Annotated in this window: 16 protein-coding genes; 8 read left to right on the top strand and 8 right to left on the bottom strand. The window is 67.4% G+C overall.

The genetic code is table 11. The features are described from left to right. Window positions 1–104: 104 nt before the first annotated feature. The 5 genes from E1263_RS23325 (at window position 105) to E1263_RS23345 (ending at window position 5,566) form a co-directional block, all read left to right on the top strand. Window positions 105–974, top strand: coding sequence for an aminoglycoside phosphotransferase family protein (locus tag E1263_RS23325; protein WP_132170828.1), 870 nt, complete (start codon window positions 105–107; stop codon window positions 972–974). A 12-nt stretch (window positions 975–986) separates the two neighbouring features. Next, the gene (locus E1263_RS23330) at window positions 987–1,445 is read left to right on the top strand and encodes a group II truncated hemoglobin (RefSeq protein ID WP_132170830.1); all 459 of its coding nucleotides are present in this window, start codon (window positions 987–989) and stop codon (window positions 1,443–1,445) included. A 109-nt stretch (window positions 1,446–1,554) separates the two neighbouring features. After that, window positions 1,555–2,655 carry a quaternary amine ABC transporter ATP-binding protein gene (locus E1263_RS23335; RefSeq protein ID WP_132170832.1) on the top strand — a complete coding sequence of 367 codons (1,101 nt, stop codon included), beginning with the start codon at window positions 1,555–1,557 and terminating at the stop codon, window positions 2,653–2,655. Then, window positions 2,655–4,598 (top strand): ABC transporter permease, encoded by a 1,944-nt coding sequence (locus E1263_RS23340; RefSeq protein ID WP_132170834.1) that lies wholly within the window; start codon window positions 2,655–2,657, stop codon window positions 4,596–4,598. Before E1263_RS23335 ends, E1263_RS23340 begins: the two co-directional genes overlap by 1 nt. Continuing rightward, window positions 4,595–5,566 (top strand): ABC transporter substrate-binding protein, encoded by a 972-nt coding sequence (locus tag E1263_RS23345; RefSeq protein WP_132170835.1) that lies wholly within the window; start codon window positions 4,595–4,597, stop codon window positions 5,564–5,566. The genes E1263_RS23340 and E1263_RS23345 overlap by 4 nt, the downstream gene beginning before the upstream one ends. Window positions 5,567–5,655: 89 nt before the next feature. Here the strand turns inward: E1263_RS23345 and E1263_RS23350 are convergent, their stop codons facing one another. Further along, window positions 5,656–7,104 carry an FAD-binding protein gene (locus E1263_RS23350; protein WP_132170838.1) on the bottom strand — a complete coding sequence of 483 codons (1,449 nt, stop codon included), beginning with the start codon at window positions 7,102–7,104 and terminating at the stop codon, window positions 5,656–5,658. A 128-nt stretch (window positions 7,105–7,232) separates the two neighbouring features. Between E1263_RS23350 and E1263_RS23355 the strand changes: the two genes are divergently transcribed. After that, the gene (locus tag E1263_RS23355; protein WP_132170840.1) at window positions 7,233–7,829 is read left to right on the top strand and encodes a ParA family protein; all 597 of its coding nucleotides are present in this window, start codon (window positions 7,233–7,235) and stop codon (window positions 7,827–7,829) included. A 27-nt stretch (window positions 7,830–7,856) separates the two neighbouring features. Here the strand turns inward: E1263_RS23355 and E1263_RS23360 are convergent, their stop codons facing one another. Genes E1263_RS23360 through E1263_RS23380 form a run of 5 tightly spaced genes read right to left on the bottom strand, consistent with a single transcriptional unit; the run spans window position 7,857 to window position 13,548 of the window. Further along, window positions 7,857–9,071: an ROK family transcriptional regulator gene (locus E1263_RS23360; RefSeq protein WP_132170842.1), complete on the bottom strand. Its 1,215-nt coding sequence runs from the start codon at window positions 9,069–9,071 to the stop codon at window positions 7,857–7,859. 19 nt (window positions 9,072–9,090) lie between these two features. Then, window positions 9,091–9,933, bottom strand: coding sequence for an oxygenase MpaB family protein (locus tag E1263_RS23365; protein ID WP_132170844.1), 843 nt, complete (start codon window positions 9,931–9,933; stop codon window positions 9,091–9,093). Between the two features lie 26 nt (window positions 9,934–9,959). Continuing rightward, entirely contained in the window at window positions 9,960–11,621 is a 1,662-nt protein-coding gene (locus E1263_RS23370) for a PHP domain-containing protein (RefSeq protein ID WP_132170846.1), read from the bottom strand. Window positions 11,622–11,654: 33 nt separating this feature from the next. Beyond that, the gene (locus E1263_RS23375; RefSeq protein WP_132170848.1) at window positions 11,655–12,209 is read right to left on the bottom strand and encodes a GNAT family N-acetyltransferase; all 555 of its coding nucleotides are present in this window, start codon (window positions 12,207–12,209) and stop codon (window positions 11,655–11,657) included. Between the two features lie 25 nt (window positions 12,210–12,234). Further along, window positions 12,235–13,548 (bottom strand): NsdA family TPR-like regulatory protein, encoded by a 1,314-nt coding sequence (locus E1263_RS23380; protein ID WP_132170850.1) that lies wholly within the window; start codon window positions 13,546–13,548, stop codon window positions 12,235–12,237. A 230-nt stretch (window positions 13,549–13,778) separates the two neighbouring features. Between E1263_RS23380 and E1263_RS42825 the strand changes: the two genes are divergently transcribed. Further along, window positions 13,779–13,952, top strand: coding sequence for a hypothetical protein (locus E1263_RS42825; RefSeq protein WP_165956729.1), 174 nt, complete (start codon window positions 13,779–13,781; stop codon window positions 13,950–13,952). Between the two features lie 403 nt (window positions 13,953–14,355). Here E1263_RS42825 and E1263_RS23385 read toward each other — a convergent pair whose 3' ends face one another. Next, window positions 14,356–14,751, bottom strand: coding sequence for a MarR family winged helix-turn-helix transcriptional regulator (locus E1263_RS23385; protein ID WP_202869010.1), 396 nt, complete (start codon window positions 14,749–14,751; stop codon window positions 14,356–14,358). A gap of 28 nt (window positions 14,752–14,779) precedes the next feature. On the opposite strand from E1263_RS23385, the gene E1263_RS23390 reads away from it, so the two are divergent. Further along, entirely contained in the window at window positions 14,780–15,211 is a 432-nt protein-coding gene (locus E1263_RS23390; protein ID WP_132170852.1) for a MarR family winged helix-turn-helix transcriptional regulator, read from the top strand. Window positions 15,212–15,230: 19 nt separating this feature from the next. Here the strand turns inward: E1263_RS23390 and E1263_RS23395 are convergent. Continuing rightward, window positions 15,231–16,035: GNAT family N-acetyltransferase (locus E1263_RS23395; protein ID WP_202869011.1), on the bottom strand; the 805-nt coding region annotated here is incomplete at its 5' end.

The following is a 16,035-nucleotide window of genomic DNA, read 5'->3' on the forward strand; positions in this document are numbered from 1 at the left end:
CTCGCGTAGCGGCCGCCTCTTCACGCTCAACGACCGTCCGATGACCGCCCGCATCGGCACTTAATGAGTGGGGGCGGTCCGCCCTGGCCATCTACCGTGGCGGGGTGATCGTGATTCCGCAGCAACTGATCGACTCCCACGAGGACGAGTCCCCCGAGTGGCTGGCAGCGCTCCCGACGCAGCTCGACGAGTACCTGACTCGCTGGGACCTCACCCGCACCGACGACTTCCAGAACGGCGCCGCCTCCCTGACCGTCCCCGTGGTCCGCCGCGACGGCACCGCCGCGATGCTGAAGCTCCAGCCTCGAAACGACGAGAGCGAGTCAGAGGCACTTGCGCTCCGCACGTGGTCGCCCGATGACGTGGTCACGGTCCTGGAAGACGACCCGGCCACTGCCGCGCTCCTCCTTGAACGCCTTCGCCCCGCGACACTGAACGACGTACCGGATCATGTCGAAGCGACCCGCATCCTCGCCGAGCTGATGGCCCGCCTGATCGTCGTCCCCGCGCCACCCGAGGTCCGAACCCTCGAAGACATCGCCACCGAGATGGTCGAGGAAGCAGCCGACCTCAAGCTCGACGACCCCGCCGACCAACGCCTAGCGGACCGGTACGCCGCTCAGCTCCGCGAACTGATCCCTGAGTCGGGCGACCGCCTGCTCCACTGGGATCTCCACTACGGCAACGTGCTAGCCGCCGACCGCCAGCCCTGGCTGGTCATCGACCCCAAACCCCTAGCCGGCGACCCAGCCTTCGAACTCTTCCAGGTCCTGCACAACCGCTGGGACGACCTGGTAGCCACCGGAAACCTCGAGCAGGCCATCCGTGACCGCTTCGACCTGATGCTCGACGTCACCGCCATCGACCGCGACCGAGCCCACGCCTGGACCGCCGCCCGAGTCCTCCAGAACATCCTCTGGGAAGAAGAGCTCGACCCCACCTACCGAACCATCGCCCTGGCCCTGAGGCTGTGATTACATAATTACATGACGACTCCCACGCTTTACGAATGGGCCGGCGGGCATGACGCGCTGCGGCGGCTGACTGAGGTGTTCTACGACCGGGTGGTGGATGACCCGATCCTGGCGCCGGTGTTTGCGCACATGAGTGAGCAGCACCGCGAGCATGTGGCGTTGTGGCTGGGCGAGGTCTTTCGCGGGCATGAGCGGTACACGGAGGAGCTGGGCGGCTACCCGGCCATGCTTTCGCATCACATCGGGCTGCAGCTGACCGAGGAGCAGCGGTCGCGGTGGGCTGCGTTGATCGCGGCGAGTGCGGATCCGGCGGGGTTGCCCGACGATCCCGAGTTCCGGAGTGCGTTCGTGGCGTACGTGGAATGGGGGACCCGGATCGCGCTGGCGAACTCGCAGCCGGGGGCCACCCCGCCGCCAAAGGCGCCGGTTCCGCACTGGGGTTGGGGCGAAGCGCCGCCGTACCAGGCGTAAGCGTCCGGCTAGCTGACGAGACAAACACCCCGGGAGGACACTCGGGGACTGGTCGTTGGATACAGTCGGCGGTTCACGATGAATCCGCCTGGGATGCGAGGGTGATCCAGTGACCGCTCAGCTCGAGTATCCCGATATCGACGACGACAACGCGCTGTTGTCGATCCAAGGCCTGTGGAAAGTGTTCGGCCCGAAGGCGCAGCGGGTTCCGCGGCGACCGGAGCTGGCGGCGCTCGACCGGGCCGCGCTGGCCGCGAAAACCGGCTGTACGGCGGCCGTCCGCGATCTGAGTTTCAATGTCGCGCCCGGTGAGGTGTTCGTGGTGATGGGGTTGTCCGGATCGGGCAAGTCCACGCTGGTTCGATGCCTGACCCGGCTGATCGAGCCGACCGCGGGCAGCCTGATCTTCGAGGGTGAGGATCTGCGTGCGGCCGACGAGAAGCGGTTGCGGGAGCTGCGGCGGAGCAAGTTCTCGATGGTTTTCCAGCACTTCGGGCTGCTGCCGCATCGCAAGGTGCTCGACAACGTCTCGTACGGGCTTGAGGTCCGCGGTGAGAGCAAGCCGGACCGGCGCCGGCGCGCCCAGGAGGTCATCGACCTGGTCGGCCTCGCGGGGAACGAGCACCGCTATCCCGATCAGTTGTCCGGCGGGATGCAGCAGCGCGTCGGCCTGGCCCGCGCTCTAGCCAACGACCCTGACGTCCTGCTCTTCGACGAGCCGTTCTCCGCGCTCGACCCGCTCATCCGCCGTGAGATGCAGAACGAGGTCGTCCGGCTGCACCGCGAGGTCGGCAAGACGATGGTCTTCGTTACCCACGACCTGTCCGAGGCGCTCAAGCTCGGTGACCGCATCCTGCTGATGCGCGACGGCGCCGCGATCCAGCTCGGTACCGGCGATGAGCTTGTCGGTGCCCCGGCCGACGACTACGTGCGCGACTTCGTCCGCGATGTCCCCCGTGCCGACGTCCTCACCCTGCGCTGGATCGCCCGCGCCCCCCGCGACGGCGAGCTGCTGGACGGCCCCGAGCTCGGCCCGGACCTTCTCGTCCGCGAAGCAACCCGACTGGTCCTCGAGTCCGACCGCCCGGTGAAGGTGGTCGACGGCGGCCAACTCCTCGGCGTCATCAGCCCCGAGGAGATCCTCGCGGTGGTTGCAGACCCGGCCGACTCCCACTGGTCCGCGCAGTCGTCCGTCCGCCCGACCGACTGATGGCGGCGATCACCAGCGACGTGCACGTGGAGGTACGTCGCCCGCGCCGCAGCGTGGTCATCGGCGTTCTGCTCGTGGTCTGGGTGGCTGCCTACTTCGTGTTGAGCGGGATCGACACCCTGCCGCTCGGGGGTCAGGAAACCACCGGATTCCACCGTTGGCTGACCGAGAACCGCGACTTCGTCGGCCAGGGCAATATCGTCTTCGACACGATCCGTTCCGTTGTCGACCAGCTCGTCGTACTGCTCCAGAGTCTCGTGTCGCAGCCGTCGTACGGGCGCCCGGTGCCGGTGGTCGGCTGGCTCGGGGTCGTGGCGATCTCGGCGTACCTGGCCTGGGCCTTCGGCAACTGGAAGGTCGCGGTGCTGACGGCGGCCGGCCTCGCGTTCGTCGGGTTGCAGGGGCTGTGGCAGGAGTCGATGGACACGCTCGCGCTGACCATCGCGGCCGTGCTGCTCTCGCTGCTGATCGCGATCCCGCTCGGTATCTGGGCCGGTCTGTCGAACCGTGCCTTCAAGGTCGCGACCCTGATCCTCGACCTGATGCAGACGCTGCCGACGTTCGTCTACCTCGCGCCGCTGACCCTGTTCTTCGCGATCGGCCCGGCCGCGGCCACGATCGCGACCCTGATCTACGCCGCGCCTCCGGCCGTCCGGCTGACCGCGCACGCGATCCGCTCGGTCCCGCCGGAGAGCGTCGAGGCTTCCCGCTCACTCGGCTCGACCCGCGGTCAGACCCTCACCAAGGTCCTGCTGCCGATGTCGCGCAGTACGGTCGTCGTCGGCATCAACCAGACGATCATGGCCGCGCTGTCGATGGTCACCGTTGCCGCGCTGATCGATGCGCCGGGGCTCGGCCAGACCGTGCTCAAGGCGCTGCAGACGTTGGATGTCGGCGTCGCGTTCAATGCCGGTCTCGCGATCGTCGTGATCGCGATCGTCCTCGACCGCGTGACCACCGCGGCCGGTGACCGCCCTTGGCGGACAGCATCGGTACGACGGAAGGTCCTGCTCGGTGCGGGAGCGATCGGCGTACTGGTTGCGATCTGGTTCTCGCGGACCTATGTGTGGGCGGCCGAGTTCCCGTCCTCGATCGGGGTTGGATCGCGGATCGCCGTCATCGCGGCCGATGTGACCACGTGGGTCCAGGATGTCTTCGGCGGTTTCACGTACGGCGTTCGCGACGCGGTCACCAAGGGTGTTCTCAACCCGCTCGAGGCGCTGCTCACCGGGTCACCCTGGTGGCTGGTCGGCGCGGTTGTTGTGACGCTGGCCGCGATTCTCGGTCGCTGGAAGGCCGCCGTACCTGCTGTGGTTTGTATCGGACTGCTGGTCGCGACCGGGGTCTGGCAGGACAGTATGGTCACGCTGGCCTCGACTCTGCTCGCCACGGTCGTGGTCGTCGCGGTCGGGCTCACGCTCGGCGTCTGGGCCGGCCGCAACCGGCGGGTCGACCTGGTGATCCGGCCGATTCTCGATGCAGGTCAGACGATGCCGCCGTTCGTTTATCTGGTCCCGTTCCTCGCGCTGTTCGGAACGAGCCGGTTCACCGCGATCGCGGCCGCCGTCGTGTACGCCGTACCGGTGACCACGAAGATCGTTGCCGATGGCATCAAAGCGGTGCCGCTCGCGACTGTCGAGGCGGCCAACTCGGTCGGCTCCAGCAGTTGGCAGGTGATCAGCAAAGTGCAGCTGCCGGTCGCTCGCCGCGCGATCACGCTGGCCGTCAACCAGGGGCTGATCTACGTGCTCGCGATGGTTGTCGTCGGCGGCCTGGTCGGCGCCGGTGCCCTCGGGTACGACGTCGCGGCCGGATTCGCGCAGAGCGAGCTGTACGGCAAGGGCCTGGCCGCCGGACTGGCGATCGTCCTGCTCGGCGTCCTGCTCGACCGCATCACGCAAGCCGCGGCGCCCAAGCCGCACGGAAAAGGAGACAAGCAGTGAAGAAACTCCGGTACGCCACCGCTCAGTGGGCGATCGGTCTGACTGCCGCAGCACTGGCCCTGGCCGGTTGCGGCGGAGCGAAGGTCGGTGATGAGCAGAAGCCGGCCGCCGGTGGCAAGGAGTGCGGCAGCTTCAACCTGACCGTCAGCCCCTGGGTCGGCTACGAGGCGAACGCGGCCGTCGTCGCGTACGTCGCCACCAAGGACCTGGGCTGCAAGGTGGTGAAGAAGAACCTCAAGGAAGAGATCGCCTGGCAGGGCTTCGGCACCGGCGAGGTCGACGTGAACCTGGAGAACTGGGGTCACGAGGACCTGAAGAAGAAGTACATCGAGACCGACAAGGTCGCGGTCGAGGCCGGCTCCACCGGCGTCAACGGCGTGATCGGCTGGTACGTCCCGCCGTGGATGGCCGCGAAGTACCCCGACATCACCGACTCGAAGAACCTGAACAAGTACGCCGACCTGTTCAAGACGTCGGAGTCCGGCGGCAAGGGCCAGCTCCTCGACGGCGACCCGTCGTACGTGACGAACGACGAGGCCCTGGTCAAGAACCTCGGTTTGAACTACAAGGTCGTCCAGAGCGGTAGCGAAACGGCGCTGATCCAGGCCTTCCGTGACGCCGAGAAGACCAAGAAGCCGCTGCTCGCCTACTTCTACGAGCCGCAGTGGTTCTTCAACGAGCTCAAGCTCGTCAAGATCAACCTCCCCGCGTACAAGGCCGGCTGCGACGCCGACCCGGCCAAGATCGCCTGCGACTACCCGCCGTACGACCTGGACAAGATCGTCTCCAAGAAGTTCGCCGACGCCGGCGGCCCGGCCTACGACCTGGTCAAGAACTTCAAGTGGACCAACGAAGACCAGAACGCAGTCGCCCGCATGATCGCCGTCGACAAGCTGACACCGGATGCCGCCGCCGAAAAGTGGGTCAACGCCAACCGCGCCAAGGTAGACACCTGGCTCGGCAAGTAGCCCCTCGCACGTAGCAGCCGCTTTGAGCACCGGTCAGGCACCTGGCACCCGCCGAAACGCCTGACCCGTGCTCAAGGCTCGGACCGGGGTCAGAACATCCCTGGCCCGGGGGTCAGGATGCCTGCTGGGTCGTGCTTGCGTTTGAGCGCCTGCAGGTGCGGCCAGCGGTTGCCGTAGTGGTGTTTCCAGTCGGCGGTCGTGAACGGGGTCGACTCGATCGGGTACCGGATGCCGCCTAGCGCGCGGGCTCGGTCGAAGAGGCGGCGGTTGCGCTTCAGCATCTCGGCGGCGAAGTCGGGGCCGGCACCGGCTGGGCCGGCGGTCATCAGGGTGAAGAGGTAGACCCAGTCGCTGCCGTCGGGGGCTGGGAGGCTGAGCGACGGTCGAGTGAGTTTGGTACGGCGGTGTGCGTAGAGGAGCACGAATCCGCCGGTACCGACGTCGCGGGGAGTCAGTTTCGTGACGACCTCCGTGACGTACTGCTCGACTGAGCGTTCCGGGAGCCAGAGTGTGAGCCACGGCTTCGCGAGGTGGTCCCAGTCGATTGCTTCGCGGAGTTGTTCGACGGCGGCGTCGATGCGGGTGACGTGGGGGAGGAAGTCGTTTTGGCTGACGACAGCCGCGGCGGGTGGTTTGGTCAGGCCGCGCAATAGGTGGGCGTCGTTCGGCGGCTTGGCGGTGGAGTGGAAGGTGAAGGCGTTCAGGTGGCTGACTTCGCCGTGCTCACCGGACCGCCACCAGTCGCCGTAGATCTCGCTGATCTCGGCGCGCTTGATCAGGGTCTTGAAGTCTTTGAAGAAGTCCTTCGAGCTGCTGTAGGACAGCTCGTGCCCCCGCACCTTGGCCGGCGCCGGACCCAGCCGAACGGTCGCCTTGGTGATGACGGCGTACTGACCGAGACCCGCAAGGACCGCCTCGAACAGCTCCCGGTCCTGAGTCTTCGAGAGGCGTTTGAGCTCACCCGTGCCGGTGACCACCTCGAGCTCGATAACGCTGTCGACCTGCCCACCAGACTGGATCGCGGGCGGAATCCCGCCAAGCGACAGCGTTCCGCCGAAGGTCAGGCCGAGGAACCCGGTCAGTGCGGGCGGGGTCAACCCCTTCGCATGGGCGGCGTTGGTCAGCGCCAGCCAGTCGGCCCCGGCGTCGACGACCGCGCGGTCCGCGTCGATCCGGTGGATCTTGCGCAAGGCCCGCATGTCGATCAGCAGACCGCTGACCAGCCCTTGCCCGTCAGTCGTGTTGGCCAGCCCGCGCGGAGCGACCTGCACCTTGTTCTTCACGCAGTAGCGGATCATCGCCTGGATGTCGGCCACCGACCCCGGTACGAGCACGGCCTGGGGCACCTTCTGCACATACCGCCCCGCATCCTGCGACACGCCCTCGCGGCTGCTCGCGTCGAGCAGCACCTTCCCGTCCAGCGGCGGCAACGGGTCGACGTTTCCACCTTCAGTCGCCCAGGATCGTCGTACGGGGTCGAATCCAGTCACCAGAATCCCCAGTCCGATCGCTGTGAGCAGAGCGCGCCGAGTACTCAAATTCAACTCCTTGACAGGTTGAAGTTCGGTTGAGCTTGTGCAAGGGGGCCCTGGGCAATTATCACGGGCCCGTGGAGCAACGCCGACGACACGCCGGATTTTAGGTGAAACACGGTAGCGTCGGGTCCATGATCATCGTGACAGCTGCACTGAAGGGCGGGGTCGGGAAGACAACCACGTCGGTGTACTTGGCCGCGCTGGCATCTTCCAACCGTCGCACAGCCACTCTGGTCGACGCGGATCCACAAGGCAGTGCTGCCGACTGGATCGATGCCTCGGACGACGCGAACCTGGACCGGATCGAGATTGCCGAGGCGCCGACGGAGCGGCTGCTGACCAAGGCGCTGGACAAGGTGCCGCCGGAGGGGATCGGCATTGTCGACATGCCGCCGTCCCACGAGCGGTTGCTGAACAAGGCGCTCGAGCGGGCCCGGATCGTGGTGATCCCGACCCGTGTCGGCGGTGTCGAGACACCTCGGGTGAAAGCGGTGCTCGAGCTCGTGCCGGACGACGTACCGGCCGGTGTCGTGATCTGCTCCGCGCGGACGTACACCCGCGCCTACCAGGAGCTGATCGAGCAGTACGCCAAGGAAGGCATCCCGGTCTGGGGTTCCATCCCGGAGCGCGTCTCCATCACCGCCGGCCCCGACGGCCCCCTAGCCGCCGACGGCCTGGAGGCCTACAAAAAGGTCTGGCGCAAAATCCTCGCCGTAGCCCGCACCTAGAAGCAGAGGAGTCCCCGCTCCGGCCGCTCAACGTTGGAGTGGGGGCTCACCGCGGACATAAGCCCGTATGACGGTCGCTGCGGCGCCGCGGGCCCAGTCGTCGAAGGTGTGCGAGCGCAGCATCAGGCGGCAGTCACCAGCCGCCCCGAAGGCGTGCTCGCCGAAGGCCTGGCGCATCCGGTCTTCGTACAGGTCGTACTCCGCCACGCCCTCACCCGCGATCACCACGAGCTCTGGCCCGACGAGGTTCACCATCGCGGCCAGGGCCGAGCCGATCACCTCACCGGCCTGGTCGAACGACTCCCGGGCATGCTCGTCGCCGTCGTGTGCCAGCTTGATCGCACCGGCCAGGTCGAGCTTCGGCTGTTTGGTGGACTTCCGGATCCGGTTCAGTATCGCGTCCGACGAGGCCACGGTCTCGACGCAACCGCGCCGGCCGCAAGTGCAGACCAGGTTGCCGGGGGCGAGCGGTAAATGGCCGAGCTCGCCAGAGACGCCGTACGCGCCGGAGACGACCTCGCCGTTGATGTAGAGCCCGCAGCCGATCCCGGAGCCGATCGTCACGACCGCGAACGAGTCCGCGTCGACGCCGACCCCGAACCAATGCTCGGCCACGGTCAGCGCCCGTACGTCGTTCGTCACGACGATCGGAAGTTTGAGTCGGCGGCCGAGCAGCTCGGCCAGCGGCACCTCCCGCCAGCCCATGAACGGCGAGTCGCGGACCACGCCGTGCCGCTCGTCGACATCACCCGATACGGACACGCCGATGCCGATCACCGGTCCGGCCACGGCGGCGTCGTTCTTGAGCGTCGCGATCAGTTCTTTGGCGAGGTCGGTCAGCTGCTCGATCACGGTCTGCGCGTCGGTGCTGGGCAGCGCCCGATGGCTGACGTTCCGGATTCCCGCAGTGAAGTCCGTCGTCACGCCGATCAGCGCGGTCGGCGTCACCTTCAGGCCGATGATCGAGACACTGTGCGGTACGACGGTCAGCGGGCTCACCGGCCGTCCGATGCCGACCATGGCGAGCTGGCCGGCGTTGTCGACCGGCGCGGCCGCCTGGTCGGTCACGAACCCGGCCTCGATCAGCGGCGCGACCGCCTTGGTGACCGCAGCCTGCGAAAGCCCCGTACGCCGCGCGATTTCGACCCGCGGGATCGGACCCTGAGTCAGAATCCTGGTCAGCACCTCAACGCCCGCGGGCGTGGCGAGCGGGAGAGGTCGATGGGGGCGCAGCGGTGACACGAGAACAACCTACCGGCGGTCAGCCCTTTACGGCGGCTTCTTCCCACGTCGGCGAGGTCAGCACCCAGCGGATTGTCCGGGTCAGGCCATCACCGGCCGCTCGGACCAGAGTTTGTTCTGTCAAAGGGAAGTAGGGCAAGCGGAGAGGCCAGCGCGCCCACCACGGGAGCAGGCCGACCGCAGCAGCTGTGAGGACGCCGTACGCCGGACGCGCGGCCCAGGGGACTGGCGGGTGCACGAGGATGAAGCGGGCTGCCTGTCGTGCTTCGGTCGTGCCGCGAAGCTCCGGCTGGTACTCGGCGAGTGTCTGACGCAGCTCGGCCACCGTGGTCGGCGGGTCGAGCACTCCTAGTTTTCCGGCCACCAGTGCGGTCTGTTCGACGTACTGATCCTGCTCGGCGGCGTTGAGCGGGTGGGCGCCGTACGTCTGGTGAGCGGTGAGGAAGCTGTCCACCTCGGCGACGTGCACCCACTTGAGCAGGTGTGGGTCGGATGCGCGGTAGTTCGCGCCGCGGACGCGCTCATGCACCGACTGCACCCGCGCGATCGCCTCCTCGGCGGCCGGGATCGCGCCGTACGTCGTGATGGCGAGGAAGTAGCTGGTCCGCTGCAACCGCCCCCACGGGTCGCCGCGGTAGCCGGAGTGCGCCGAGACCGCAGCCATGGCGAGCGGATGCAGCGACTGCAGGAGCAAAGCGCGCATACCGCCGGTGAACATCGACGCATCACCGTGCACCCGCTGAATCGGACTGCCAGCTGCGAACCAGCGCGGACCGGGTGTGTTGTGCACCCGGGCGCGCTCAGTCTGTGGGTCCGGCCCAGCCACCTTCGTCAGGATCATCCGAGCCAGCTGGTCTCTCATAGGTCCACTGTGCCCACCATTCGAAGCTAAACAACGTCAACGAAGATCGGGTTGGTGTAAAGCCAGGTGTCGAGCCACGGGTCGCCGTCGTTCGTGGGGTGCTGGATCGGGCCGGCCGGGTCGATGTTGCGGCCCAGATAGCCGACGCCGTGTCGGTTGCCGTCGCTGCCGCGCACGCGGACGTAGTGCGACCGCTCGGCTCGCCCTAGCGGGATGCACAGGTCATAGGTGCCAGTACGGCGGTGTACGTCGACCTGCTCGACCACTCTGGTGTCGGGTGCCTTCCAGCTATCGCGCTGAGCCGTTGGGCCGGTCACCGCCCCGCGGATCACGTCCAAATGCGCCAGCCGCGGCAGTACGCCGTGGAAGTTCGGCCGGGTCGCGCTGGTCACGGTGATCCGCAGTTCGAGCCGCTCATGACGCCGTACGCGCAGTCTGCCGCCCAGTGTGACGCCCCGCTGCCGGGACCCAACCGGAGCAACCCGTACGTCGATTCCGTCGACCAGCTGACCGTGGTCGACCCAGACGCGGCCGGCTCGCAGCGCGGCCATCACCTCGAGGTAGCCGTACTTGGCAACGCCCACGTGGGTCCGGCTGAACTGGCCCGGCCAGAAGTCGCTACCGGCCTGCGGGGTGTCGGTGTTGGTCGGTGAGGGCTTCCAGCCGAGGCTGTCGAAGTTCTGACCAGGCGGGAACACCCCGTCGGTCCAGGTGTCCCAGATAGTCCGGTGGTTGTCGCTGTTCGAGGTGATCGAGAACAGGCGGCCCTCGGCGAGCAGGCTGTCCCACAGTCCGCCGACAGTCGCGGTCGCCCAGTCGAAACCGCCGTACGTGCGGTATGCGTCGAGGGGGAAGCCGGGGAAGCTCGCAGCGCTCGGGGAGTTCACGTACTCACCGCGCTGCGCGTTCGTGGCGCCGCGGAACTTCACCCACGCCGGCTCTGCGTCGCCCTGGGAGCCCGGTGCGCCCTCCATGCCGATGCAGACGCCGGTGTCGCGCCAGGCGCGGATCTCGTGCGGCGAGTCGATGCCGAGCCGCAGTGGGTGGTTCGCCAGCACCAGCACGTCGTCGATGAACCCACTGCGCTTCTGAGCGGCCAGCCACTGCAGACCTTTGATCGCATGCTGCTCGTTCTCCGGGGTGTCCCCAGAGCGGTTGGTCAGCTTGCCGTCGTACTCACGCTCGAACTGCTGCAGCAAAGCGACGTTGTTCGGCCCCGGAGCGACCAGGACCGTGCCGTGCTCGGCCGCGGGGATGTACCACTCCAGGCCCTGGAAGATCAGCATCCGCGGGTTCTCCGCCCGCGCCTTCACGACCTCGACGTTCTCGGCCGCAGCACCCTTGTCGGCGTGCCCGAAGTTGCTGTGCTCGGTGAACGCCATCCAGTCCAGCCCGAACTGCGCACCGCGCTGCGCGAGCTGCGTGAAGTCGTACTTCGCGTCGTGGCTGTAGCGGCTGTGCACATGGTGGTCACCGACCAGCCAGACCAGCTCCGGGTCACTCCCCCGGTACGACGAGGGAGCAGCGACCGCTTCGGTTGCGCCGGCCGCGGTCGCGCCAACTGTGCTCACGGTGAAGGCCGCTCCGAGCAGTCCCGCACCCCGAATCAGGTTCCGCCGGGACACCCCCTGCGGATCGAGAGTCGTTTCAGAGACGTCGGGGTCCGCCCACGGGGGTAGTTGCTGCATGAGCGCCACCCTGCAGGTCAGGACAAAATCCCGTCAAGGCTGCAGGTGTCCCTGAGATGAACGGTATTCGTCCTCGAGGATCGAATAGAGCAGCGAGTCCCGCCAGGCACCGTTGGTGAAGACGTGCTCGCGCAGCTGACCCTCGTAGCTGAAGCCGAGGCGCTTCACGACGGCGATCGAGGCCGCGTTCTCCGGGCCGATGGCCGCGGTGATCCGATGCAGTCCCAGGGTGTCGAACCCGAACTCCAGCATCGTCCGCGCCGTGTCGGTGGCGTAGCCGTGACCCCAGTGGTCGGCGTGTACGCCGTACCCCAGTTTCGCGTTCTTGTGCACTCCGGGGGCGAGCCGGACGAACCCGATCATGCGGTCGTCGTCCCGGCGGGTGACGGCGAGCATGTAGTCGGGCCGGTCGGCCTGTGCCGAGCGTTCGAGCAGGGTCGCCAGGGATTTCTCCGCCCTGGCTCGGTCGTAGCTGGCGAACGCCATCCAGTCGGTGACACGGTCGTCACCGAACACGGACAGGTAGTCGTCGAGATCGCTCCCGCGGAACTCGCGCAGTACGGTCAGCTCACCGTTGAGAGGCTCCATGGGGCGATTGTGGAAGGAGCCGGGGTCAACGATTGAGTGTCTGCATGGGCGTCCGCGTGAACGTTTCAATCTCTTCTTGCAACTCGCGGGCGTCGTCGGCACGACCGGACTGCCGCAGTGCGGTGTGAACCCGGCGGGCCGAGTGCACGACACCGTTGATCCGGCGCTCGGTCGGCAGGTCCAGCACCGGCGCGATGGCATCCGCGGCGCCGTCCAGCTCACCAGTGGCGATCCGGCTGATCGCCATCGCGGCGTGGCTGCCGGCGGCGTCGCCGAAAGCCCACTCCGGGTGGTTCTGGTCGGCGTAGGCGTCGACGGCCTGCCGCGAGTACCGCTCGGCCTGCTCGCCTTCACCAGGAAGCCACGCCAGCGCGTCGGCCGCGTAGTACAGCTGACGGTTGCGCCCGAAGGTGCACAGGCCGCCCATGTCGTCGAGGTCGTCGTTCTGCACCGTCTCCCAGGCATCCTCGGCCCGCTCGAGCGCGGCCCGGGTGGCCTCCGGGTTGCCCAGCGCAGCCCAGGCACGGGCCTCGCTGACCGGGAGCCAGACGCTGGTGGTGCTGTTGGCCTGCTCGGCATAACCGGCGCCGAGCTGGGCGTAGCGGACGGAGTCGTGCGGGTTGCCGGCCCAGTACGAGACCAGGGACTGCAGGCCGCGCACCCAGGCCCGGAGGCCGTGGTGGTCGGCGTTATCGGCGCACAGGAACGCCGTCCGCGCCTGCGTGAGCGCCGCATGCGGGTTACCGAGGTCGTGCGAGGCCTTGGCGAGCAGGCCGCCGGTCACCCCGCCGAGGAAGTAGAGCTGCCGCAGGTGCTCCGGGCGTTGCCGGCTCTCCAGCAGTGCGAAGACCAGGTCCTGCGTCTCCACCAGCTGACCGAGGATCTCCGGCAGTGGGCGCTGCGGGTAGGCCTTCGCGACGTGGCGAACGTCGTCGTACACCTGCTCCATGGCCTCGCTTCCGAGACCAGACTGGGCCGCAAGGGCAAACGCCCTCGCTCGGCTGGCAGCCATGTCGAGAACCTCCATCTCGTTACCTGTCGTGATCCGTCCACCCGTGGGAGCCGGCACCATCTGCTGCCCCACGTACTGCTGTGGGACCGCCTGCTCGGGGACGTACGGCGCGAGAAGTTCCTCGACCGGCTTTCCGAACATGCGTTGCAGAGTGCGCCGGGTCTGTGGAGTGGTTCCTGCCCGCTCGCCCGATGCGAGACGCCGCAGGTGCCGCTCGGTGATGGTTCCACCTTGCTCGACGAACTCGGCGACGATCTCGGAGTAGGTCTGGTTCCGGCGCTGGATCAAGTGCGCCAGGACCGTCTTAGGCGCCAACTTCGCCGCCATCGTTCCTCCCGTTCACCGTCAGAACAGACGTTGTCTCGACTAATGCCCCACGACAAGGTGCTGTCCTCCAGATGTCCGTCAGAGGTCCGCAAGAGGTCCGGTAAAGGTCCTCTTCAGGTCCTAGAGCGGTCACGTTGGGCTCGTGCACCATTACTGCCATGACAACCAGTAAGTCCAACTGGTTGCAAGGGCTCAGAGTTACGGGGTGAGAGGCAGTGAGCATTGCGGAGATGACGGCGCGACAGCATCGTCGCCGGGTTCGGGTCTGGTTCGGTGAACATGTGATCGCCCAGTACGTCGCGGAGGCTTCCCTCGCGGCTCGCTACGAGCAGGCGATGAAGCGCCGTTTCGCAGGCCTCAAAGTCACCAATGACGTGCTCGGACCGCTCGACAGCACGAACTGAAACAAACACCTGTTTTACCAAAGCTTCCGGGCTCCTCAGGCTCGGTTCGCTGGTCCCTGAAGGCTCCTCACGTTCAGGGTTCGGCTTTTTCTGGAAGGTTCGGGACCCTCCTCAGTTCCGAACGAAACCCAAGGTGCGGTCCGGGGCACTCCTCAGCCCCGGACCGCACCGCCCAAAGCCCGGCTGGGCTGGTGGCTGAGTCCCTGTATCGCCGCCGCCCAGCCGTTCCAACCACCACCTCCTGGCCGACACCTCGGGCCAGTCCGGGGTCGGGTGTCCTGGGCGGTAGGACACCATCGGTGGTTCCTGACACCTCACCAGGAACCACCCCCCGAGGTGGCTGGCTCCGTTGTGTGACCGCCGCGCCTGGGCGGTCACACAACGGAGCCTTTGTCATGTCCGCTCAGGCCGACAGGTTCCGGGTCATTCGCCGGAGTACGTCGATCGTGGCCGCGTACTCCTCGTCGCTGATGCCGGCCGCCACGAGCCGCCGCTGCTCCTGCACTTTCGCGGTCAACTCGGTGAGTGCTGCGTGGCCGGAGGGCGTGAGTTCGTCGCCGGTGAGCCAGCCGCGCTCAGTCAGGGGGTCGGTGACCGCTGTCAGCGTTTCCCGGTTGCCGACGAGGAAAGGTGCCAGCGCCGCCGCGATCGGCTTCGGTCCGGCAGCGGCATTCAGTGCCTGCCACTGCCGGCGTGTCAGGCCGTCGGCGGCCAGGAGCTGCTCGAACGACGACTCCAGCAGGCGGTCGAGCTCCTTGAGCCACCACCCGATAGGCTTGTTGTCATCTGACATATACATGTCAATGAGCATATACCTGGGAGCTGTGATGACACCCCCTGCTGCGGTCGTCCGCGTGGAGGCGGCGATGGTCACGATCCGCCGCCGTCAGACCCGCCGCACCTTCGCGGAGCAGACCGGTCGATCAGATCCGGTTCAGGAGGTTCTCGACGCACTCGAAGCCGCGGGTACGGCGCCGACCGGAGTCAACGGGGTCGCGACCACGCTCGGCGTGGACCAGCCGCGGGCCAGCAAGGTGGTGGCGGCAGCGGTCGCAGCCGGGCTGGTCCGCCGGGAGGCAGATCAGGGCGACGGGCGCCGGACCAATCTGGTCCTGACCGACGCAGGCCGGGAACGGCTTGATGCCGTGCACGACCACCGGCGACAGCGATTCGCCGCCGCGATGACCGATTGGACCGGGCCTGAGTGCGAGACCTTCGCCGACCTACTGACCCGGTTCGTCGCTGCTCTTGAGCGCTGAGGTCCGGTCGAGGTCCGTTTCAGGTCCTTAGGACATGAACCGCGAAAGGGGCGTCGGGATGGATGGAGCCCTCGAGCCAACCTTCCGCGGTGATCTCACCCGCATAGGTCATGCCGAGCCGCTCCGTCACCGCACGAGACGCCGCGTTGTGACGCTCGGTGAACGAGATCACCGAGCGTGCACCCAACGTCTCGAACGCGAACTCCAACCCGGCCCGCCCGATCTCGGTCGCCAGCCCGCGCCCGCGCGCCGACTCCACCAGCGCCCAGCCCAACTCCAGCCGGTCGACGGCCCACTCCGCGCCGACCAACTCTTCGATCGCCACGGCAACCGACGTACCGGCTGTCATCCGGGACAATCCACCCCGCCCGGCCAGCGCCCCGCTGTCGCGTTCGTACGCGATCCACTTGCTGACGGAATCGCGCTCCCAGGCGACCTGCATCTCCGCCGCTCGCTCCGCAGCCACCTCCGGCGACCACTCCCCGCCGTACCAGCGCGCCACCCACGGATCCGCGAAAAGCACGACCAGGTCCGCCACATGTCCGCCCAGGACCGCGCCCGGTCCACTGACCGGCTCAAGCCGCAACCGCTCGGTCAACCGCATCCGCACGACGTGCGCCACGATGTCCCGCAGCCGGCGATCCCCATCGGTCCGCCCGACCATCAGCAGATCGAGATCGTCCACCCCAACCCAAGCCGACGCATCATGCTTCCCCACCTCCAACCGCGGCCGCCCCAAATTCCCGTCAACCGCAACCAGATAGTCCACCTCACGCCGTACGCGCCCCTCCCATTCCCACTCCCAGTCGGAGACCGTCCCCAGC

The organism is Kribbella antibiotica (assembly GCF_004349055.1).
Lineage (GTDB): Bacteria > Actinomycetota > Actinomycetes > Propionibacteriales > Kribbellaceae > Kribbella > Kribbella antibiotica.

Coding starts and splice junctions, on each gene's coding strand:
- E1263_RS23370 (WP_132170846.1), bottom strand. CDS start 11,621: ATGCAGCAACTACCCCCGTGGGCGGACCCCGACGTCTCTGAAACGACT.
- E1263_RS23355 (WP_132170840.1), top strand. CDS start 7,233: ATGATCATCGTGACAGCTGCACTGAAGGGCGGGGTCGGGAAGACAACC.
- E1263_RS23375 (WP_132170848.1), bottom strand. CDS start 12,209: ATGGAGCCTCTCAACGGTGAGCTGACCGTACTGCGCGAGTTCCGCGGG.
- E1263_RS23340 (WP_132170834.1), top strand. CDS start 2,655: ATGGCGGCGATCACCAGCGACGTGCACGTGGAGGTACGTCGCCCGCGC.
- E1263_RS23390 (WP_132170852.1), top strand. CDS start 14,780: ATGACACCCCCTGCTGCGGTCGTCCGCGTGGAGGCGGCGATGGTCACG.
- E1263_RS23330 (WP_132170830.1), top strand. CDS start 987: ATGACGACTCCCACGCTTTACGAATGGGCCGGCGGGCATGACGCGCTG.
- E1263_RS23365 (WP_132170844.1), bottom strand. CDS start 9,933: ATGAGAGACCAGCTGGCTCGGATGATCCTGACGAAGGTGGCTGGGCCG.
- E1263_RS42825 (WP_165956729.1), top strand. CDS start 13,779: ATGACGGCGCGACAGCATCGTCGCCGGGTTCGGGTCTGGTTCGGTGAA.
- E1263_RS23380 (WP_132170850.1), bottom strand. CDS start 13,548: ATGGCGGCGAAGTTGGCGCCTAAGACGGTCCTGGCGCACTTGATCCAG.
- E1263_RS23385 (WP_202869010.1), bottom strand. CDS start 14,751: ATGTATATGTCAGATGACAACAAGCCTATCGGGTGGTGGCTCAAGGAG.